Annotated in this window: 15 protein-coding genes and 1 pseudogene; 10 read left to right on the forward strand and 6 right to left on the reverse strand. The window is 53.3% G+C overall.

Annotated elements, in window-relative coordinates:
* Positions 1–143 precede the first annotated feature (143 nt).
* The 8 genes and pseudogenes from APU02_RS21130 to ompA all read left to right on the forward strand — a co-directional run bounded on the left by APU02_RS21130 (position 144) and on the right by ompA (position 5,944).
* On the forward strand, positions 144–884 hold the full coding sequence (locus tag APU02_RS21130; protein WP_060571134.1) for a hypothetical protein: 741 nt from the start codon (positions 144–146) through the stop codon (positions 882–884).
* Positions 857–1,345, forward strand: a complete 489-nt coding sequence (locus tag APU02_RS21135; protein WP_072197169.1) for a hypothetical protein — start codon at positions 857–859, stop codon at positions 1,343–1,345. The genes APU02_RS21130 and APU02_RS21135 overlap by 28 nt, the downstream gene beginning before the upstream one ends.
* 285 nt (positions 1,346–1,630) lie before the next feature.
* The gene (locus APU02_RS21140) at positions 1,631–2,170 is read left to right on the forward strand and encodes an Ail/Lom family outer membrane beta-barrel protein (RefSeq protein ID WP_060571151.1); all 540 of its coding nucleotides are present in this window, start codon (positions 1,631–1,633) and stop codon (positions 2,168–2,170) included.
* Between the two features lie 68 nt (positions 2,171–2,238).
* Complete coding sequence (locus APU02_RS21145; RefSeq protein WP_060571136.1) at positions 2,239–2,586, forward strand: DUF4156 domain-containing protein; 348 nt, start codon at positions 2,239–2,241, stop codon at positions 2,584–2,586.
* A gap of 160 nt (positions 2,587–2,746) precedes the next feature.
* Positions 2,747–3,346, forward strand: a complete 600-nt coding sequence (locus tag APU02_RS21150) for a LuxR C-terminal-related transcriptional regulator (RefSeq protein WP_060571137.1) — start codon at positions 2,747–2,749, stop codon at positions 3,344–3,346.
* 359 nt (positions 3,347–3,705) lie between these two features.
* Positions 3,706–3,966 (forward strand): annotated as a pseudogene (locus APU02_RS21155) (GNAT family N-acetyltransferase); the annotation flags it as partial.
* A gap of 191 nt (positions 3,967–4,157) precedes the next feature.
* On the forward strand, positions 4,158–4,787 hold the full coding sequence (locus APU02_RS21160; protein ID WP_060571139.1) for a helix-turn-helix domain-containing protein: 630 nt from the start codon (positions 4,158–4,160) through the stop codon (positions 4,785–4,787).
* Positions 4,788–4,900: 113 nt separating this feature from the next.
* A complete protein-coding gene (ompA, locus tag APU02_RS21165; protein WP_060571140.1) occupies positions 4,901–5,944 on the forward strand; it encodes a porin OmpA in 1,044 nt (347 codons plus the stop codon).
* 35 nt (positions 5,945–5,979) lie between these two features.
* Here ompA and APU02_RS21170 read toward each other — a convergent pair whose 3' ends face one another.
* The 6 genes from APU02_RS21170 to paoA all read right to left on the reverse strand — a co-directional run bounded on the left by APU02_RS21170 (position 5,980) and on the right by paoA (position 11,876).
* Positions 5,980–6,348 (reverse strand): hypothetical protein, encoded by a 369-nt coding sequence (locus APU02_RS21170; protein ID WP_060571141.1) that lies wholly within the window; start codon positions 6,346–6,348, stop codon positions 5,980–5,982.
* Positions 6,349–6,658: 310 nt separating this feature from the next.
* Positions 6,659–7,213 (reverse strand): NTP transferase domain-containing protein, encoded by a 555-nt coding sequence (locus APU02_RS21175; protein ID WP_060571142.1) that lies wholly within the window; start codon positions 7,211–7,213, stop codon positions 6,659–6,661.
* On the reverse strand, positions 7,213–8,145 hold the full coding sequence (locus tag APU02_RS21180) for an XdhC family protein (protein ID WP_060571143.1): 933 nt from the start codon (positions 8,143–8,145) through the stop codon (positions 7,213–7,215). The genes APU02_RS21175 and APU02_RS21180 overlap by 1 nt, the downstream gene beginning before the upstream one ends.
* Before the next feature lie 9 nt (positions 8,146–8,154).
* On the reverse strand, positions 8,155–10,353 hold the full coding sequence (gene paoC / locus APU02_RS21185) for an aldehyde oxidoreductase molybdenum-binding subunit PaoC (protein WP_060571144.1): 2,199 nt from the start codon (positions 10,351–10,353) through the stop codon (positions 8,155–8,157).
* Between the two features lie 3 nt (positions 10,354–10,356).
* Positions 10,357–11,307, reverse strand: coding sequence for a xanthine dehydrogenase family protein subunit M (locus APU02_RS21190; RefSeq protein ID WP_060571145.1), 951 nt, complete (start codon positions 11,305–11,307; stop codon positions 10,357–10,359).
* Positions 11,304–11,876, reverse strand: a complete 573-nt coding sequence (gene paoA / locus APU02_RS21195; protein ID WP_060571146.1) for an aldehyde dehydrogenase iron-sulfur subunit PaoA — start codon at positions 11,874–11,876, stop codon at positions 11,304–11,306. Before paoA ends, APU02_RS21190 begins: the two co-directional genes overlap by 4 nt.
* Positions 11,877–12,246: 370 nt before the next feature.
* On the opposite strand from paoA, the gene APU02_RS21200 reads away from it, so the two are divergent.
* Entirely contained in the window at positions 12,247–13,800 is a 1,554-nt protein-coding gene (locus APU02_RS21200; protein WP_060571147.1) for a peptide MFS transporter, read from the forward strand.
* A gap of 448 nt (positions 13,801–14,248) precedes the next feature.
* Positions 14,249–16,335 (forward strand): autotransporter outer membrane beta-barrel domain-containing protein (locus APU02_RS21205; RefSeq protein ID WP_239692885.1); only part of this gene is annotated, 2,087 nt, incomplete at its 3' end.

Consider the following 16,335-nt stretch of genomic DNA (forward strand, 5'->3'; position numbering starts at 1 on the left):
GGACTATTACATGTCCAATTTCGTCTGGAGCTGGCCTGTGTTAATATGAACGCTGAAGGTTCCGTAAAGCTTTTAACTCAGTGCCTGGCAAGGCTGTACAACGGCAAAATCGGATACTCAATGAATAAATTGCAGAAGAAGCCATGAGCGAGCGAAAGTATCTTATCGACAATCGCGTGATATTTGATTCTGAGCGTATGTCATTGACTCACTCAGACAAAACGGTGAGCATTTCAGAATCCGAAACGAATTTGCTGCTTGCTTTCTATAAGGGATTATTCAAAAAGGATGATTTAATCGGCTGGGTCTGGGGGCGTAAGGGCGTTGTAGTATCTGATGCCAGCTATTATAAGCTCATCAATCAGTTACGTAATACTTTCGACAAAATAGGCCTACCGTCCTCATCTGTGGTGACGCGGCCTAAAGTCGGCGTTGAGCTGGTTTTATCCATCACGCTCATGAAGCCTGGGGCCTCCCGACAAACTCCCGCTGAACCGGCGGAACATTCAGCCGAAACCTTCGACGAAACGCCGACATCGTATGAGCACAACAAATCATCTATAGCTGGCCGGAGAGAATGGCTTTTTCTGGCGCTGGCCGCGTTTTTGATGATAGCGAGTTTTGGTGCCAGCCTGTGGGAGAGCCATCCCTACTTTTCAGCGCCCGTTACCCATGATGGTTACTATTTTTATAAAGTAAATAACGATAAAACGACCTTCGGGGATGTGGCTGCGGCTTTTTCAGAATTAACTATTCCGGTGGTTAAGCAGAATGGGCGTCATATTTACTACATCAGAGTGCCGGATACCCATATCTTCGTCCAGTGCCTCAACCCACTCAACGTAGCGGAGCCAAAATGCATTACCCTAAAAGAACGTTATTAAGAATATTAACAGTATTCTTTATTCTCGTCTCCGTGATGTTATGGGTACAGGTAATAAAGAAACACGCTGTCAATCATCCCTCTACGGGCGATTTTTTCTGTGCCACCAAAACGATAAGCAACATACAGGCGAAGGGGGTAACCGTTGCGGGGGATATTGTCATCGACTTCAAAACGCAACGTATTACGTTACAGCATGATGTAAAACAGGAAAATAATGGGCATAGCCTGTTATATCGGGATGTTTACATGAAAAATCTTCGCCGCATCACTGACGATCTTTTTACGTTTGAGATCGATTCTGTAAAAATATTTCCTGATGACAATGTCGGAAATTTGTTCTCCTATTTTCGCCTGCTCCATCCGGGGGCCCGCAACGAATTACGAATTCAACGCATTGGCGAGAAAACCTATCTTTTTTCGCTTAATCGTCAGATTTATAACGTATGTACAGCGAGTTGATTTGCTCAGGAATCCCTTGGGCATCTCGGTATCAGTATGATAAGAGAGTGACAAGCTGTAAGGTGACACATCTTTTGTTACTTATTGAAATGTATGTCTTTAAAATCAATCATTCTGATTCTGTTCAAAAGCAGCAGTGTGTGATTATGATTTTTGTAAGATCTTCTTCCAGACTTTATCAGCTCTGATTAGCTATATTTTCGTTGCTGCAAACGGACATCAGAAGTCGTTTCAGTGGCCTTAATTAATGCTTTTTTCAATAAGATAAAGAGGGAGTATTTATCCATGTCTACGCGACTTTGTGGCGCTGTAATTATTTGTTTTGGTCTGTTAGCCTCATTTCAGAGTATGGCTAGTGGAATACATACGGTATCAATGGGGTATGCTCAAACACATCTGAGCGCATTAAAAAGCTCGAACAGCAAAGATCTTCATGGCTTTAATATAAAATATCGCTACGAGTTTGACGAACGCTGGGGCTTTATTGGTGCATTAACGGCGACTCGCCACGAAATTGAGCACTATAGCTGGCAATCAGCAAAGTTAAAAAAAGAGGGTACCGATACCATTGATTATAGTTCGGTAATGTTTGGTCCAACTTATCGCTTTAATGATTACATCAGCCTGTATGGCAACGCAGGTATGGCGAGAATGAAAATGAAAAATACTCACTCACACGAATCAACGGATGATTCGTTTGCATACGGGGCCGGGGTAATATTTAACCCGTTAACCAACCTATCGCTTGATCTTTCCTGGGAAGCGTCAAAATTCTTTTCTGTCGATGCCAATACGTTTGGCGTAAGCGTTGGCTATCGCTTTTAAAAATGGTACTCCCAGGGCGTGGGGATAAGTAAAATCATATTAAAGAAATTAAGGTTTATCCATGAAATATATTACCAGCTCTTTTTACGTTGTTTTTAACCTCCTGTAGCGCTAACTCATTACATTCGGGGGCGGAGCGGGTTCGTATGACTCATAACGAGCCTGGAAAAGAGTGTTCGTGGTTAGGCGACATCACTGGCAGCCAGGGCAACTTTTTTACCGGAGGCTGGACCTCGAACAGTAACCTCGAAACAGGCGCGCGGAATGATATGAAAAATCAGGCCTGGAAAATGGGCGGAAATGTTGTTGTGCTGCTAACGCAACGCGCAGGGCAAACCGGCAGTTCCTACAATGGCAGTGGTTCAAGTCAGCAAACCAATGTGACGCTAAGCGGAGCGGTGTACCGTTGTCCATAATTTAATATATTTCATTGATGAATAGAGAGCAGATATCAACATTGACGGTTGCTGTCTGCTCTGATTCATAAATGTTATAAAGGAATGGCATTTCAATTTATGAAGGCCATTATGATGATTTCTGGTATGCCGGGGAAAATATCTTATATTACCGGTGGGTATGTTGTTACAAGGTATGGATACACATTTTAAAACACAATCTCATGAGGCAATAACCCTCAATGTGTGGCCAGATAATAATCCACTGTTCACTTATTCTCTTGCCCATCTGATTACCGAAACAAACGTGATAAATCGAGTAGAAGAATTCCTGTTCGTCAATTTTTGCATCGATAATGTTATTTTCTTTATTCATGATGATTGGCTTGAAAACCTGCACAAGACAGGCCTAAAGGTTGTGCTGGTTATTGATCTTTTCATGCCTTCACTGGCGAAATATTGGCATAATAAACAAAAAGATATGATCTTGCTGTCGGTTGAGGACAAGGATATAAAGACGTTTGTCTCTGCTCTGGATAGCCTGTCTTATGGACAAAGCGTGGTACTGAAAGATGTCGTACCGATAACAGAGAAAGAAATATTCGTGTTACGTAAACGCCTCTCCGGTATGTCCGTAAGAAATATCGCACCCATTCTTAATTGCTCGCCTAAAAGTATTTATTATTACCAGTATTCTTTATTAAAAAAATTGAGGCGATCGTCACGGATAGGCGAGATTTATATCCACTGCTCTCATTTGCATGATGCTTACTTAAGGTAGCAGCTAAGTGCCGGGCCGATATTGAGTTAGTCTGCTCTTTCTGGCGGAATGGCGGCTAACTCAGAAGGATATGTCGCCTGTTTCAGCCTATCGCGTCATCAACGCAAAACGACATCACTCACTGACGGTCGCATCTAAGACTGGGGGCTGGTCACAATCACAGCTTCGTTGACAACCGCATTCTACATAGTTGTATAGCACAACTAAATTTCGGAGAGCACTTAATGAACATTGATTCACCTGTTGTCAGAGACATTCGCGTTTCCTCTCGCCTGATGGTTCGTGAGTTAGGATTTATGGCCAATACGCTGGCGGCCACCGACTATTCGCCCTCGGCAGTGCATACTCTTCTTGAAACAGAGGCGCACCTGCGCTGGTTCATTCTGGATGATGGCTGCCGGGGGCATGGCATCGGGCGAAGACTGTTGGCTGAAGCCATGCGGTTTTGTGATGAGAAAGGCTTCCATACGGTACATTTATGGACCTTTAATAAGCTGACGGTGGCGCGTCGGCTGTATGAATCGTTTGGCTTCAGGCTTGAAAAAGAGTGGCAGGGCGACCAGTGGGGAAACCGTATCATCGAACAGCAATTTACCCGGCGGAACGCGTCCGAAATTTAAAAATAAACAACATTTATGCTCATCAGGAAAATAAATTCCTGTAGGGTTAGATAATCACGCAGGGCAGTCATCCCGGCAGTCATTTCTTTCCCCTGACTTTTTACAACGAAGCATGTATACGTTTTTGACTATCTTATTGCGCGTCCCGACTGGACTATACTGACATCACTTTTCAGTGATAAGGATCCGTCATGCTTGTTTTACCTCCCGTTCGCCCCGAGGAATCCATCGCCCGCCTGACGGCGATCATTGAGCCGGTCGCAGAAAAACTGACCGTCACACCGCGAAAACGGATGACCTGGACTTATAAAGGCCGCCAGCAGATGTATTTACTGCTGGAGGGTGAACTGTCCATTCTTCGCGCTTCGGATGGTCTTTTGATCGTTACGGTTTACGAACCGCATCTGTTCGGAATCGCAGAAATGATACAGCCGACACAAGGTCATATATTGCGGGCAGAATCTGTCTCCACCGTACTGCGTGTTGATGCGCAATTGGCGGCGGCGCGCTTTCGTCAGGAGGGCGTCTGGGAAGATGTGGCGGCGTTGCTCTCTTACCATACGGCATATCTGATATATCGCGATGCGCAGATCGTGCAGCAACGTACCTATTCGGTAATACGTAACCATCTGCATGAAATGATATTATTGCCTGAAGAAACGCGTATGCGTACCACCATTCTCGACTATATTCAGGATCGCACACTTTTATCGCGCAGCAGTATACTGAACGTCCTCTCTGCGCTCAAGCAGGGGAAATATATCACCTTCAAGCGCGGGGGGTATCTGCTTGAACTGGGTCATCTTCCCGAGAGTTTTTAAAATTTAAAATTAAACAGAAAACGAATTAACCCGTTGCGACTTTCGTTATATCGTTTGCCCACTGAGTCACTTTGCAAACGAATCTAACTCAGGTTCAGGTAAACGGGAAATACATGAAAAAGACAGTAATAGCTTTAATTATCGCGAATGCGTTCAGCGCTACATCTGCCTTCGCGGCAGCGGACGCGGGCACCTGGTACGGCGGCGCAAAATTTGGCTGGTCACATTATTTTGATGCGAAAACCGGTGCCAAAGCGGTCGAAAATAATAATGACTCGAATCATTTTAATATCGATCGTGATAACGTCGGCGGAGGGATTTACACCGGCTATCAAATCACCCCGTGGCTGGCGGTGGAAGGCGGTTACGACTACTTAGGCAATATGCAGATCGCCGGTCAGCACGGTGGCTCGGGGGCAAAACTGAAGGCGCAGGGTCTGCAAATGTCTCTGAAAGCCAGCTATGCCGTCACGAATAACTGGGATGTCTATGGCCGTGCAGGGGCGATGGGCTATCGCGCGGAGTCTGACGTCAGCGGGCATAACCGTTTTGAAACTGGCGTGCGTCCTCTGGCGGCCGTCGGTACGGAATACGCCTTCAATAAAAGCTGGGCTGGCCGTGTCGAATACCAGTGGGTCAGCAACGTCGGCAACGCCAATCAGATTGGCGTAAGCAGTGACGTCAGTTCCGTGACAGCCGGCGTAACCTACCGCTTTGGTCAACACGATGATGCGCCTGCCGTGGCGGTCCCGGTTGTCGCGCCCGCACCCGCGCCGGAACCGCGGCATTTCAACCTGAAATCTGACGTGATGTTTGACTACAATTCGGCAACGTTGACCGCGGAAGGCCAGTCAGCCATTCGTCAGCTTTATAACAGCCCGGGTCTGCAGCCCGCGAAAGATAAATCCACCGTAGTAGTAGGGTACAGCGACCGTACTGGCAGCGAGGGGTATAATCAGGAACTCTCCGCCCGCCGCGCGCAGACGGTGGCCGACGCGCTGATGACGCTGGGGATCCCGGCGCAAAATATTCGCGCCGAGGGTCGTGGCGAAAGCGAATCCGTCACCGGCGCACAGTGTGACGGCCAGCAAGGGCAGACACTGATTAACTGTCTGTCACCGGACCGCCGGGTGGTTGTGGAAATCAGCGACACGTAAATGAAAAAAACCGACACACGACGTGTCGGTTTTTTTTATCCACGAATAAGCGGAGACAGGGCGTTTTCAATTTTGCGTAACCCCGTCTCATTTCTCTCCGTAAAGTAATGTTCATTCATCATCTGCAACTCTTCCAGTTTCGATAACGCTGCGTAAACGCGCTGCACGTCATTATCGTGTTCAAATATCTCTTTCGGCTTCACTTCCTGCAAATAACGCGTTTTTATCGACGCCGACAGCGTAGAGATATGCTGATGATTGTACTGGTACAACGAAGCAAGCTGCGATAAAGGTATTTTCGCCGCGCTATCGTTCGGTTGCACAAGCGGAATTTGCATCTGTCGGATTGGTTCAATCTTATCTGCTCCCGTCGCGCTGCAGGCGGTGAGCGTAAATAAAGTCATAAACAATACATTTCGGGATAATCTTTTCATCTCTGTTGGCCTGGCAAGAAAGTCAACGCAATTATCCAGACTGGCTACGAATGCTATAGAGAAAGATTGTTTATTTTTAAACAACGAATAAAACATCCAGGCCGTAGTGCGCATTGCTAAGCGACCGGGTTAATTCGTTGCGGCTTATTCCAGCATACCGTGTGGCAGGCAAGGAAAATAAAAGATAAGGTCATAGGGGTATTGTGATCATCCAGCGTGAAGGTCAGGCCATGTAACAGCCGGACTATAACGGCCCGACGCAGGATGCGCGCGTTCCCTGTTACCGCCGTTCTGTATGACTATGCAGGCGGGCCGCCCGCAAATCGTTGGGGGTGTCGATATCAAACGTGATGCCCGCATCGTCCAGCGCCAGATCGTAGACTTCGTTTTCCGTACGCGCAGTATGCACGATGGCCTTCGCGCCCGTGTCGCCAGACAGCGCCAGCAGCTGCGGTAGCCAACGACGTCCAAACCCGACCGGATGCCCATGCTGCTGACGATACCAGGGCACGACCACCGAATATTGCGCTAACCCCGCCGCGATAGCTTGCAGCGACGCAGGACGAATCAACGGTAAATCCGCAGGCAGGAGTAACCATCCACTCGCCTCAGCCGTCGCGCGAACCCCCTGCGTAATGGATACCCCCATGCCGCTTGTCCCGCCAGCGGGCCGGACAAGGTGCCAGCGCAACCCGGCATCGTCAACCGCCCAGAGCACATGCCCGAGCACTGAATCCGCGCCAATCCGCGCATCCAGCTTATGCCCGGAGGCGCCAGCCCTGGTAAAGCGTTCGCCTTTTCCGCCCGCCAGAATAATCACCACCGGCGACGGCATCAGGATGCTTCGCTTTTCAGCCGCGTCGCCGCCACGTCCGCCAGCACTGACAGCGCCAGCGAGCGGGCATCGCGCGCTTTGGGAAAAATGCCCACAGGCGCGTTGATGCGGGCGATATCTTTCTGTCGCCAGCCGTGTTCGCAAAGTCGGGCAACCCGTTTCTGGTGCGTGCGGTAACTGCCTAGCGCGCCGATATAAAACGGCTTTGCCGCCAGCGCCGCCTGCAAAACGGGAAATTCGCGGTCAAGATCGTGCCAGAGCAAAAGTACCGCCGTATCGGCATCCGGTGGCGGGAAAAGCGTGGCGTCGGCGCAAAGCTGCACATCGTAGCCCGCCGCTTCGGCGAGCAGCGCGGTGGTCTGCGCCTCCACGGAGCGACCAAATATCATGACCCGCACGCAGGGGCGAAAGCCCAGCGCAAATTCGCCGTTGCGCCAGCGTGTTTTGCTGTAACCAGGCTGAACGGCTAACGTTTGTGAGGTCGGGCAGTAGCGCAACGTCACGGGCTGGCGGCGCTCAAGCTGATGCAAGACTTCGTGCAGCGGCTGTGCCGAACGCAGCGTATGAATGTTGAGGGTAATCCCTCCGCCGCAGGGAAGCACAATGTCGAACCACGGCGAGCCTTCACCGTAGCGCACAGTGCGATCCTGAGCGCAGCGGATCGCCTCCATCGCTTCAAAGGCGACCGCCCCTTCCACACACCCACCGGAAACAAAGCCGCAATACTGTCCGTCCTCGCGTACGGTCATCTGCGCCCCCAGCGGACGCGCCGCGCCGCCGCGGATGTCGACCAGCGTCACCAGCGCCGCCCCCATACCGTTCGCTAACGCCTCCAGCGCAAAGCGTAAAATATCCCGGCTATCATCGGTCAGAAAGGCAGCCTGGGGCGTCCTGCCCGGCGCGTCCGTCAGGCCGATAAGCGATTGCTGCATACACTCTCCTTACACCACATCCGGCAGCTCACTGAGCAACGAATCCAGTCTGACCGGATAATCCCGTACCCGTACGCCCGTGGCGTTATAGACCGCGTTAGCGATAGCCGCGCTGACGCCGCAAAGCCCCAGCTCGCCGACGCCTTTCGCTTTCATTGGCGAGGAGATCGGGTCGGTGTCATCCAGGAAAATCACTTCCTGCTCAGGGATATCAGCATGTACCGGCACTTCGTACGCCGCCAGATCGTGGTTAACGAAATAACCCTGCCGCGTGTCCACCGCCAGCTCTTCCATCAGCGCGGCGCCAATCCCCATGGTCATGGCGCCAATCACCTGGCTGCGGGCGGTCTTCGGATTCAGAATGCGGCCCGCGGCGCACACCGCCAGCATCCGGCGTACCCGGATCTCGCCGGTCGCGGCGTCAACGCCGACTTCCACAAAGTGGCCTGCAAAGGTGGACTGCTGGTATTTCTCCGCTAAATCGCCAAACTCGATCTTATCTTCCGCACTCAGCGCACCGTCTGCTGTCGCCTCGCGAAGCGAAACCCGGCGTCCGTCGCCGCAGATTTCTCCTGCTTCAAATACCGCCGTCTCGGGGTTGAAGCCCAGTTTTTTGGCGATGGATTCCCGTAGCTTGACGCAGGCGGCGTATACGCCTGCGGTGGAGGTATTGGCGCCCCACTGTCCACCGGAACCGGCGGAAATGGGGAAGGCGGAGTCGCCCAGCCTGACGTCGACGCTTTCCAGCGGCAGGCCGAGCATCTCCGCCGCCGTCTGGGCGATGATGGTGTAGCTGCCGGTGCCGATGTCAGTCATGTCTGTTTCAACGGTCAGCGTACCGCTGGCGTCCAGCGCCACCCGCGCGCCGGAAGGGGCGACAAGGTTATCGCGAAAACCCGCCGCCATGCCCATGCCGATCAGCCAGTTGCCTTCGCGGACTTCTCCCGGCGTGGCGTGACGTTGTTGCCAGCCGAAGCGCTCAGCGCCGGTGCGCAAACAGGCGATCAACTGACGGCGCGAGAAAGGGCGATCCGGGTTGGCCGGATCCACCTGCGTGTCGTTAAGAATGCGAAATTCAACCGGATCCACGCCGGCCTTGATCGCCATCTCGTCGATCGCGATCTCCAGCGCCATCAACCCCGGCGTTTCTCCGGGCGCGCGCATGGCATTGCCTTCCGGCAGATCGAGCCTGGCGAGGCGCAAACCGGTATGACGATGCGCGCCTGCATAGAGAAACCGGGTCTGATTAACGGCCGTTTCCGGTGTGCCGTCGGGCAGGTTGCCGGACCAGCTGTCATGGGCGATAGCGCTGATTTTACCGTCGCGATCGGTGCCAATGCGAATATGCTGGATGGTTGCCGGACGGTGGGTGGTGTTGTTCGGGATCAGCGGGCGGGGCAGCATGACTTTGACCGGGCGCTTCACCGCTCGCGCCCCCAGCGCCGCCAGCAGGGCATCGCTGCGCAGGAACAGCTTGCCGCCAAAGCCGCCGCCAATATAAGGCGAGATCACGCGGATATTTTCCTGCGGGATGTTCAGCGTTTCGGCCAGATCGGTATGCGCCCAGTTAATCATTTGGTTTGACGTCCAGAGGGTCAGTTTGTCGCCTTCCCAGACGGCCATCGAGGCGTGAGGCTCCATCGCCATATGGCTCTGGTCAGGTGTGGTATAGATCGCGTCCAGCTTCACCGCCGCCGTTGCCCATGCGGTGGCGAAATCGCCGACGTCCTGATCGGGCTGATCCTCCGGCGGGGTGGTGACCGACGGCTTCTCTTTTGCCAGATCGTATGCGCCCGGCTCGCGCTGGTACTCAACCTGGACCAGAGAGGCCGCCGCGCGCGCCTGCTCGAAGGTCTCCGCCACGACCAGCGCTACCGCCTGCTGGTAATGCTCAATGTCCGGTCCGCCCAGTAGCGAGGCGGCGTTACGCTCGCCCTTGCCGAGTGGACCGGCGTTTTCTGCGGTCACCACCGCGAACACCCCCGGCGCGTTCAGCGCGGGCTGGGTATTCATCGAAATAATACGGCCTTTCGCGATCGCGGCGTCAACGATATAGCCGTACGCCACATCCGGTGCGATATCATGCCATTCATAGGCGTAAGGGGCGGTACCGGTGGTTTTTTTGGGGCCATCAATACGATCGTGCGGTTGACCCACTACGCGCATCCGATCGACAGGATTGGTTCCTGCTGGTTTTTCAAATTTCATCGCTTATGCCCCCGCTTCTGTCAGCACTGAGGCGAGCGTCCGCTTCGCCAGGATCAGCTTGAATGCGTTTTCCGCTGTGGGATGCGCGTCGGCAAACAGCGCGTCATACACCGCCTGCGCGCCGTGCGGCAGTTGTGCGTCGGCTTCCGCCTTTCGCCAGGGCTTGTGCGCGACGCCGCCGAGCGCCACGCGTCCGGTGCCGTCTGGCTGCACAATGGCGGCAACCGAGACCAGCGCGAACGCATATGAGGCCCGATCGCGCACCTTACGATAAATATGCGTCCCACCCACGGGAGGGGGAAGGGTAACAGCAACGATAAACTCGCCTGGCTGTAAGACATTTTCGAGATGCGGCGTGTCGCCCGGGGCGCGATAAAAATCAGCGACGGGAATACGGCGCTCGTTGCCGTCCGGGTTCACCGTCTCGACAACCGCGTCAAGCAGGCGCATCGCCACGGCCATATCGCTGGGGTGGGTGGCGATGCAGGCGTCGCTGACGCCAACCACGGCATGCTGACGGCTGAATCCGCCAAGCGCGGCGCATCCACTGCCCGGTGAGCGTTTATTGCAGGGCTGGTGGGTATCATAAAAATAGGGGCATCGCGTGCGCTGCAGCAGGTTTCCCGCCGTCGTGGCCTGATTACGCAACTGACCCGACGCGCCAGCCAGCAGGGCGCGGGAAAGCACCGCGTAATCACGGCGAATACGCTCGTCGGCCGCCAGGTCGGTATTGCGCACCAGCGCGCCAATCCGCAGGCCGCCGTCGGCGCTGGCCTCAATCTGATCCAGATCCAGACCGTTCACATCGATCAGGTGGGTGGGCGTTTCAATTTCCAGCTTCATCAGATCGAGCAGATTCGTGCCGCCCGCAATGAATTTCGCATTGCCATGACGGCGGGCGCTGGAGGCCGCGTCTGCGGGCGTTGCCGCTTTCTCGTAGGTAAAGGCTTTCATGGCTTCAGTTCCCCGGCGGCATCTTCTATGGCGGCAAGGATATTGCTGTATGCCCCGCAGCGGCAGATATTGCCGCTCATCCGTTCACGAATTTCGTTCGCGGTCATTTCCGGCGGCGAGACCAGATCCAGCGTAACGTGGCTGGGGATCCCCTCTTCGATCTCCTGCAACATCGCGACGGAAGAGCAAATCTGACCCGGCGTACAGTAGCCGCACTGGTAGCCGTCATGTTGCACAAAAGCGGCCTGCACAGGATGCAGCGCGACGGGCGTGCCCAACCCTTCAATGGTGGTGATTGCGGCGTCCTGGTGCATCACCGCCAGAGTCAGACAGGCGTTGATGCGACGACCGTTCAGCAGCACGGTACAGGCGCCGCACTGCCCATGATCGCAGCCTTTTTTGCTGCCGGTCAGATGCAGATGCTCACGCAGCGCATCCAGCAGGGTGGTGCGGGTATCCACGTGTAACTGCTGCGGCTTGCCGTTGACATTCAGGGTGATGGGGACGATTTCAGGTGGCGGCGTTACGGGCAGATGATTCTCACCCTGGTTATTGCCTAGGTTGCTCATGCCAGGCCTCCGGTCGGTAAAAAAGGAAAATGAAAAACGTGTTTGAATCGCTAAGGACGTTTTTTAAACATTAAGCATAGTCGGCACTGGCGCTGGGATTAGTCTTAAAACAGAGAGGGGAGCCACGCAGCGAGAAGCGATAAAGGGAAGTCAATCACATTTCCGTTTTTGCCAACAGAAAATCTATAAAACTAGACGATTGTCGAGTTTTTGCCTTAAAGTCCCCCCTTCGGCACTAGACAAAACTGCCGCATGGTTATCAAATGGTTAAATAATATTTCGCTGAATGTAATGATCGGCCTGACTATTCTCAGGACCGGCGGCAATTCAGTGTCTACAAGCAAAACGACACACCCTTTCGGGAGAAATTATGCATTCCTCTGTTAATAAAAACGAAAGCCGAACGTTCTTCGGCCATCCTTATCCGTTGGGCGCCTTGTTCTTCACTGAAATGTGGGAACGTTTTTCCTTTTACGGCATTCGTCCATTATTAATTCTGTTTATGGCGGCGACGGTTTACGAAGGCGGCATGGGACTGGCGCGCGAAAATGCCTCCGCTATCGTTGGGATTTTTGCCGGGACGATGTATCTGGCCGCGTTACCGGGCGGCTGGCTGGCGGACAACTGGCTCGGCCAGCAGCGGGCGGTATGGTATGGCTCGATTCTGATCGCGCTGGGTCATCTGTCTATCGCGCTTTCCGCCTGGATGGGCGATAACCTGTTCTTTATCGGCCTGATGTTTATCGTGTTGGGCTCTGGCCTGTTCAAGACCTGTATCTCAGTGATGGTCGGAACCCTGTACAAAAAAGGTGATGCGCGGCGTGACGGTGGTTTTTCGCTGTTCTACATGGGCATCAACATGGGGTCGTTTATCGCCCCGCTGATCTCCGGCTGGCTGATTAAAACCCACGGCTGGCACTGGGGCTTTGGCATCGGCGGGATCGGGATGCTGGTGGCGCTGATCATCTTCCGCGTGTTTGCCGTTCCGGCCATGAAACGCTATGACAGGGAAGTTGGCCTGGACTCCACCTGGAACAGTCCGGTGGCGAAGAAAAACGGCGTGGGCGCGTGGCTGATCGCACTGGCGGTGGGCGTCGCTATTATTGTGACGCTGATCGCGCAAGGGGTGATCGTTATCAATCCGGTGGCGGTCGCCAGCATGCTGGTGTACGTCATTGCCGCCTCCGTGGCGCTGTACTTTATTTATCTGTTTGTCTTTGCCGGACTGACCCGCAAAGAACGCGCGAGACTGCTGGTCTGCTTTATTTTGCTGGTTTCCGCCGCTTTCTTCTGGTCGGCGTTTGAGCAAAAACCAACCTCGTTTAACCTGTTTGCTAACGACTACACCAACCGTATGGTGGGCGATTTTGAGATCCCGGCTGTCTGGTTCCAGTCGATCAACGCCCTGTTTATCATCCTGCTGGCGCCGGTATTCAGCTGGGCGTGGCCTGCGCTGGCGCGTAAAAATGTGCGTCCGGGCAGTATCACCAAGTTTGTGATTGGTATTCTCTGCGCGGCAGCGGGCTTTGGCCTGATGATGATGGCGGCGCAAAACGTACTGAGCAATGGCGGCGCAGGTGTTTCTCCGTTCTGGCTGGTCGGCAGTATCCTGATGCTGACCCTGGGCGAGCTGTGCCTGAGTCCGATCGGTCTGGCGACCATGACGCTGCTGGCGCCGGAAAGAATGCGCGGACAGATGATGGGACTGTGGTTCTGCGCCAGCGCGCTGGGTAACCTGGCGGCGGGACTGATCGGCGGTCATGTAAAAGCCGACCAACTGGATATGTTGCCGGACCTCTTCGCCCGTTGTTCCATCGCCTTGTTGATTTGCGCCGCCGTATTAATAGTGTTGATTGTACCGGTACGCCGGATGCTGGAAAATGCCCAGCAGAAGACGGAGCAAAAACCGATAAGCCATGCCTGAATAACAATAAAACCTTTATTTTCAAACCGGTGCTAAAGGCGCCGGTTTATTTTTGCCATAAATAAAAAAGCATCTTCCGCAGTTTATCGCCATATAACGAAAAGTCTTAAAGGGAGGAGGGGCAGAAGCGTTACTTCTTCTCTGAGATTTAAGAAATGATCTTTTCTTACTTTTCTGGTTTTTAATTCTTAATTTAAGATTATTTAAAGAATTTAGCTCTGCTTATATTTTTGATTTCAGATTTACTGTCTGAGGTGGAGTTAAGGTTATTTCATTTGAGATCCCCTCATTCAGCCGCGAAAATAGCCCTATCGAAACGGTTGCTGCTGGCAACCATCTTTTAAGTCACTATCCCTCACGTATTTATGTCGTACAGGCAAATGGGAATATTTGCCTGGAAAATATGGCTCGTCAGGTAACGGAGTACTTTTTAATTATGAAACCTGTGATGTCTTTTTATTTATTTAAACCCAGTAAAATCGCCTTATTATTAAGTTCAATTTTGTCTGCCGCTTCGCTTCCGGTTTACGCTGAAGGCGAACGCATCGTTATTGATAGCCGCACGCCTGTAGCTGATCGCACGTTAACTATTGCCGATGGCGCCGCCATGGAATATATCGGCGTATCGGCAAGTGACGCCAGCGTTACGGTTAACGGTAAAATTGATATGGTCAGTCCGGAAGGCAACACCGGCGCCAGCGTGTATGTCAGCGGTGGTATGCTGGATTTCGGTAAAGGCTCCACTATTGGCTATAAGACGCTCTCCAGCTCCGTCGCTGATGCGGTTCGGGTCTATGGCGGCACTTTTAAAGCCGAAGATCTCTCTATCACCCAGACCGGCGTTCCGACGATTGGCATTTCTGCCGACAACAGCGGGAATGTGGTTCTTACGGGCGACACCCGTATTGATATGACGATTACCGACCCGGTGACGGTATCGTCAAGCATTATGGCCTCCGCCATCACGTCATATCGGGATTCAACCATCGCGCTGGACAACCTGACCGTCAACTATGCTGACAGCAAGTCCCCCAGCGAAGTGGGCACCACGACCGTTGAAGCCCTGGAGTTCCGCGGCCTGAGTACGAAGGTGACCGGTGATATTAACGTCGATTTGCAGTCCACTTCCGCAGTCTATCTGGAAGGGATGAACGTGGGCAGCCATGGTGATTTTGAAGGCGACACCAACATCCGTATCAACACCAACGCGGCCGTTGATGGGGTGAAAGGGTTGGTTCTCGAAGATCACTATGAGACCACGGCCAGACCCGGCAGAGAAAATAAGATCAATTTTAATGACGTGAATATTAACGTCACCAATACGGTAGACGAATATAAATTTGGCTTAAATACCGGCCTTTCATTCCTCGGCGAAGTGTCTGATTTGACGATGAATAATCTGACTATCAAGGCAACGGCGCCCGGCAACGCCAGCGTGATTGGCGCCCTGTTTCACGGCAGCGAAGAGTCCAGCGTGAGAATAAACGACGTGGATATTTCGCTCACCGGCGGTGAAAGCACCAATATGTACGGCCTCCAGGGCGTGAACGCGAAGGACATTGTGCTCAACACGCTAAACGTACAGACGCAGGGCGGGGATCGGGTTGAACTGTTACGCAGCGCCAACGCGCGCATTCTCGGCGACGTTACGCTGGGCAGCCAGCAAGGGCTGGCGAGCGCGAAAGGCGATCTGCTCGCCATTTACGGTTCTGTCGACATCAGCAACAACAATAAGTTTATGGCGTGGGGCGACATTCACTCCGAACGCGGACATGTCGTTAACATTAAAACCGGCGACAACTCGTATCTCTACGGCAGCACGAAGAAAGTCTCTGACGGGGTGATCGATCTGGCGTTTAACGGCAGCAGCAGCCGCTGGGATATGACCGACTCTTCCAGCGTCACTAACCTGACGCTGAATGACGCGACGCTGAACTTTGCTCCGGCTATGGCGAGTAGCCGTAATCTGACGCGCGAAACGGTGCCGTTTAAAACCCTGACGGTAGACGGCGATTACGCGGGCAATAACGGCACTATCATCATGCGCACGCAGTTGGGCGACGACAGTTCTCAGACTGACCGGATGATTGTTAACGGCAACACTTCCGGCGCCACCAATGTGACGGTGGTGAACGCAGGCGGCGCAGGTGGGCTGACCACCGACGGTATCGAGCTTATCAGCGTGGCCGGAAATTCTGACGGCGAGTTCAAACAAAGCGGACGTATCGTGGCGGGGGCGTATGACTACACTCTGGCGCGCGGAGAAGGCCAGAATGAGAAAAACTGGTATCTGACCAGCGGCCTGACGCCGGACCCGCAGCCGGAACCCGATCCGGATCCGGTTGATCCCGTAGACCCTGTCGATCCGGTAGATCCCACAGACCCTGTAGACCCTATGGACCCTGTCGATCCGGTGGCGCCACCAGCACAACCGGAACCGCAGAGGCCAGCACCGGCCCCGCGCGAAAACGCGGTGCGTCCGGAAGCCGGTTTGTACGGTATGAACCTGCAGGCGGCGAACACGATGTTTAACAC

The sequence above is a fragment of the Citrobacter sp. 50677481 genome, from assembly GCF_001463265.1.
In the GTDB taxonomy this organism is placed as follows: domain Bacteria; phylum Pseudomonadota; class Gammaproteobacteria; order Enterobacterales; family Enterobacteriaceae; genus Citrobacter_A; species Citrobacter_A sedlakii.

Excerpts from the sequence above, each read along its gene's own strand:
- APU02_RS21130 (WP_060571134.1), top strand. The coding sequence starts at position 144 with ATGAGCGAGCGAAAGTATCTTATCGACAATCGCGTGATATTTGATTCT.
- APU02_RS21135 (WP_072197169.1), top strand. The coding sequence starts at position 857 with ATGCATTACCCTAAAAGAACGTTATTAAGAATATTAACAGTATTCTTT.
- APU02_RS21140 (WP_060571151.1), top strand. The coding sequence starts at position 1,631 with ATGTCTACGCGACTTTGTGGCGCTGTAATTATTTGTTTTGGTCTGTTA.
- APU02_RS21150 (WP_060571137.1), top strand. The coding sequence starts at position 2,747 with ATGTTGTTACAAGGTATGGATACACATTTTAAAACACAATCTCATGAG.
- APU02_RS21160 (WP_060571139.1), top strand. The coding sequence starts at position 4,158 with ATGCTTGTTTTACCTCCCGTTCGCCCCGAGGAATCCATCGCCCGCCTG.
- ompA (WP_060571140.1), top strand. The coding sequence starts at position 4,901 with ATGAAAAAGACAGTAATAGCTTTAATTATCGCGAATGCGTTCAGCGCT.
- APU02_RS21170 (WP_060571141.1), bottom strand. The coding sequence starts at position 6,348 with ATGACTTTATTTACGCTCACCGCCTGCAGCGCGACGGGAGCAGATAAG.
- APU02_RS21175 (WP_060571142.1), bottom strand. The coding sequence starts at position 7,213 with ATGCCGTCGCCGGTGGTGATTATTCTGGCGGGCGGAAAAGGCGAACGC.
- APU02_RS21180 (WP_060571143.1), bottom strand. The coding sequence starts at position 8,145 with ATGCAGCAATCGCTTATCGGCCTGACGGACGCGCCGGGCAGGACGCCC.
- paoC (WP_060571144.1), bottom strand. The coding sequence starts at position 10,353 with ATGAAATTTGAAAAACCAGCAGGAACCAATCCTGTCGATCGGATGCGC.
- APU02_RS21190 (WP_060571145.1), bottom strand. The coding sequence starts at position 11,307 with ATGAAAGCCTTTACCTACGAGAAAGCGGCAACGCCCGCAGACGCGGCC.
- paoA (WP_060571146.1), bottom strand. The coding sequence starts at position 11,876 with ATGAGCAACCTAGGCAATAACCAGGGTGAGAATCATCTGCCCGTAACG.
- APU02_RS21200 (WP_060571147.1), top strand. The coding sequence starts at position 12,247 with ATGCATTCCTCTGTTAATAAAAACGAAAGCCGAACGTTCTTCGGCCAT.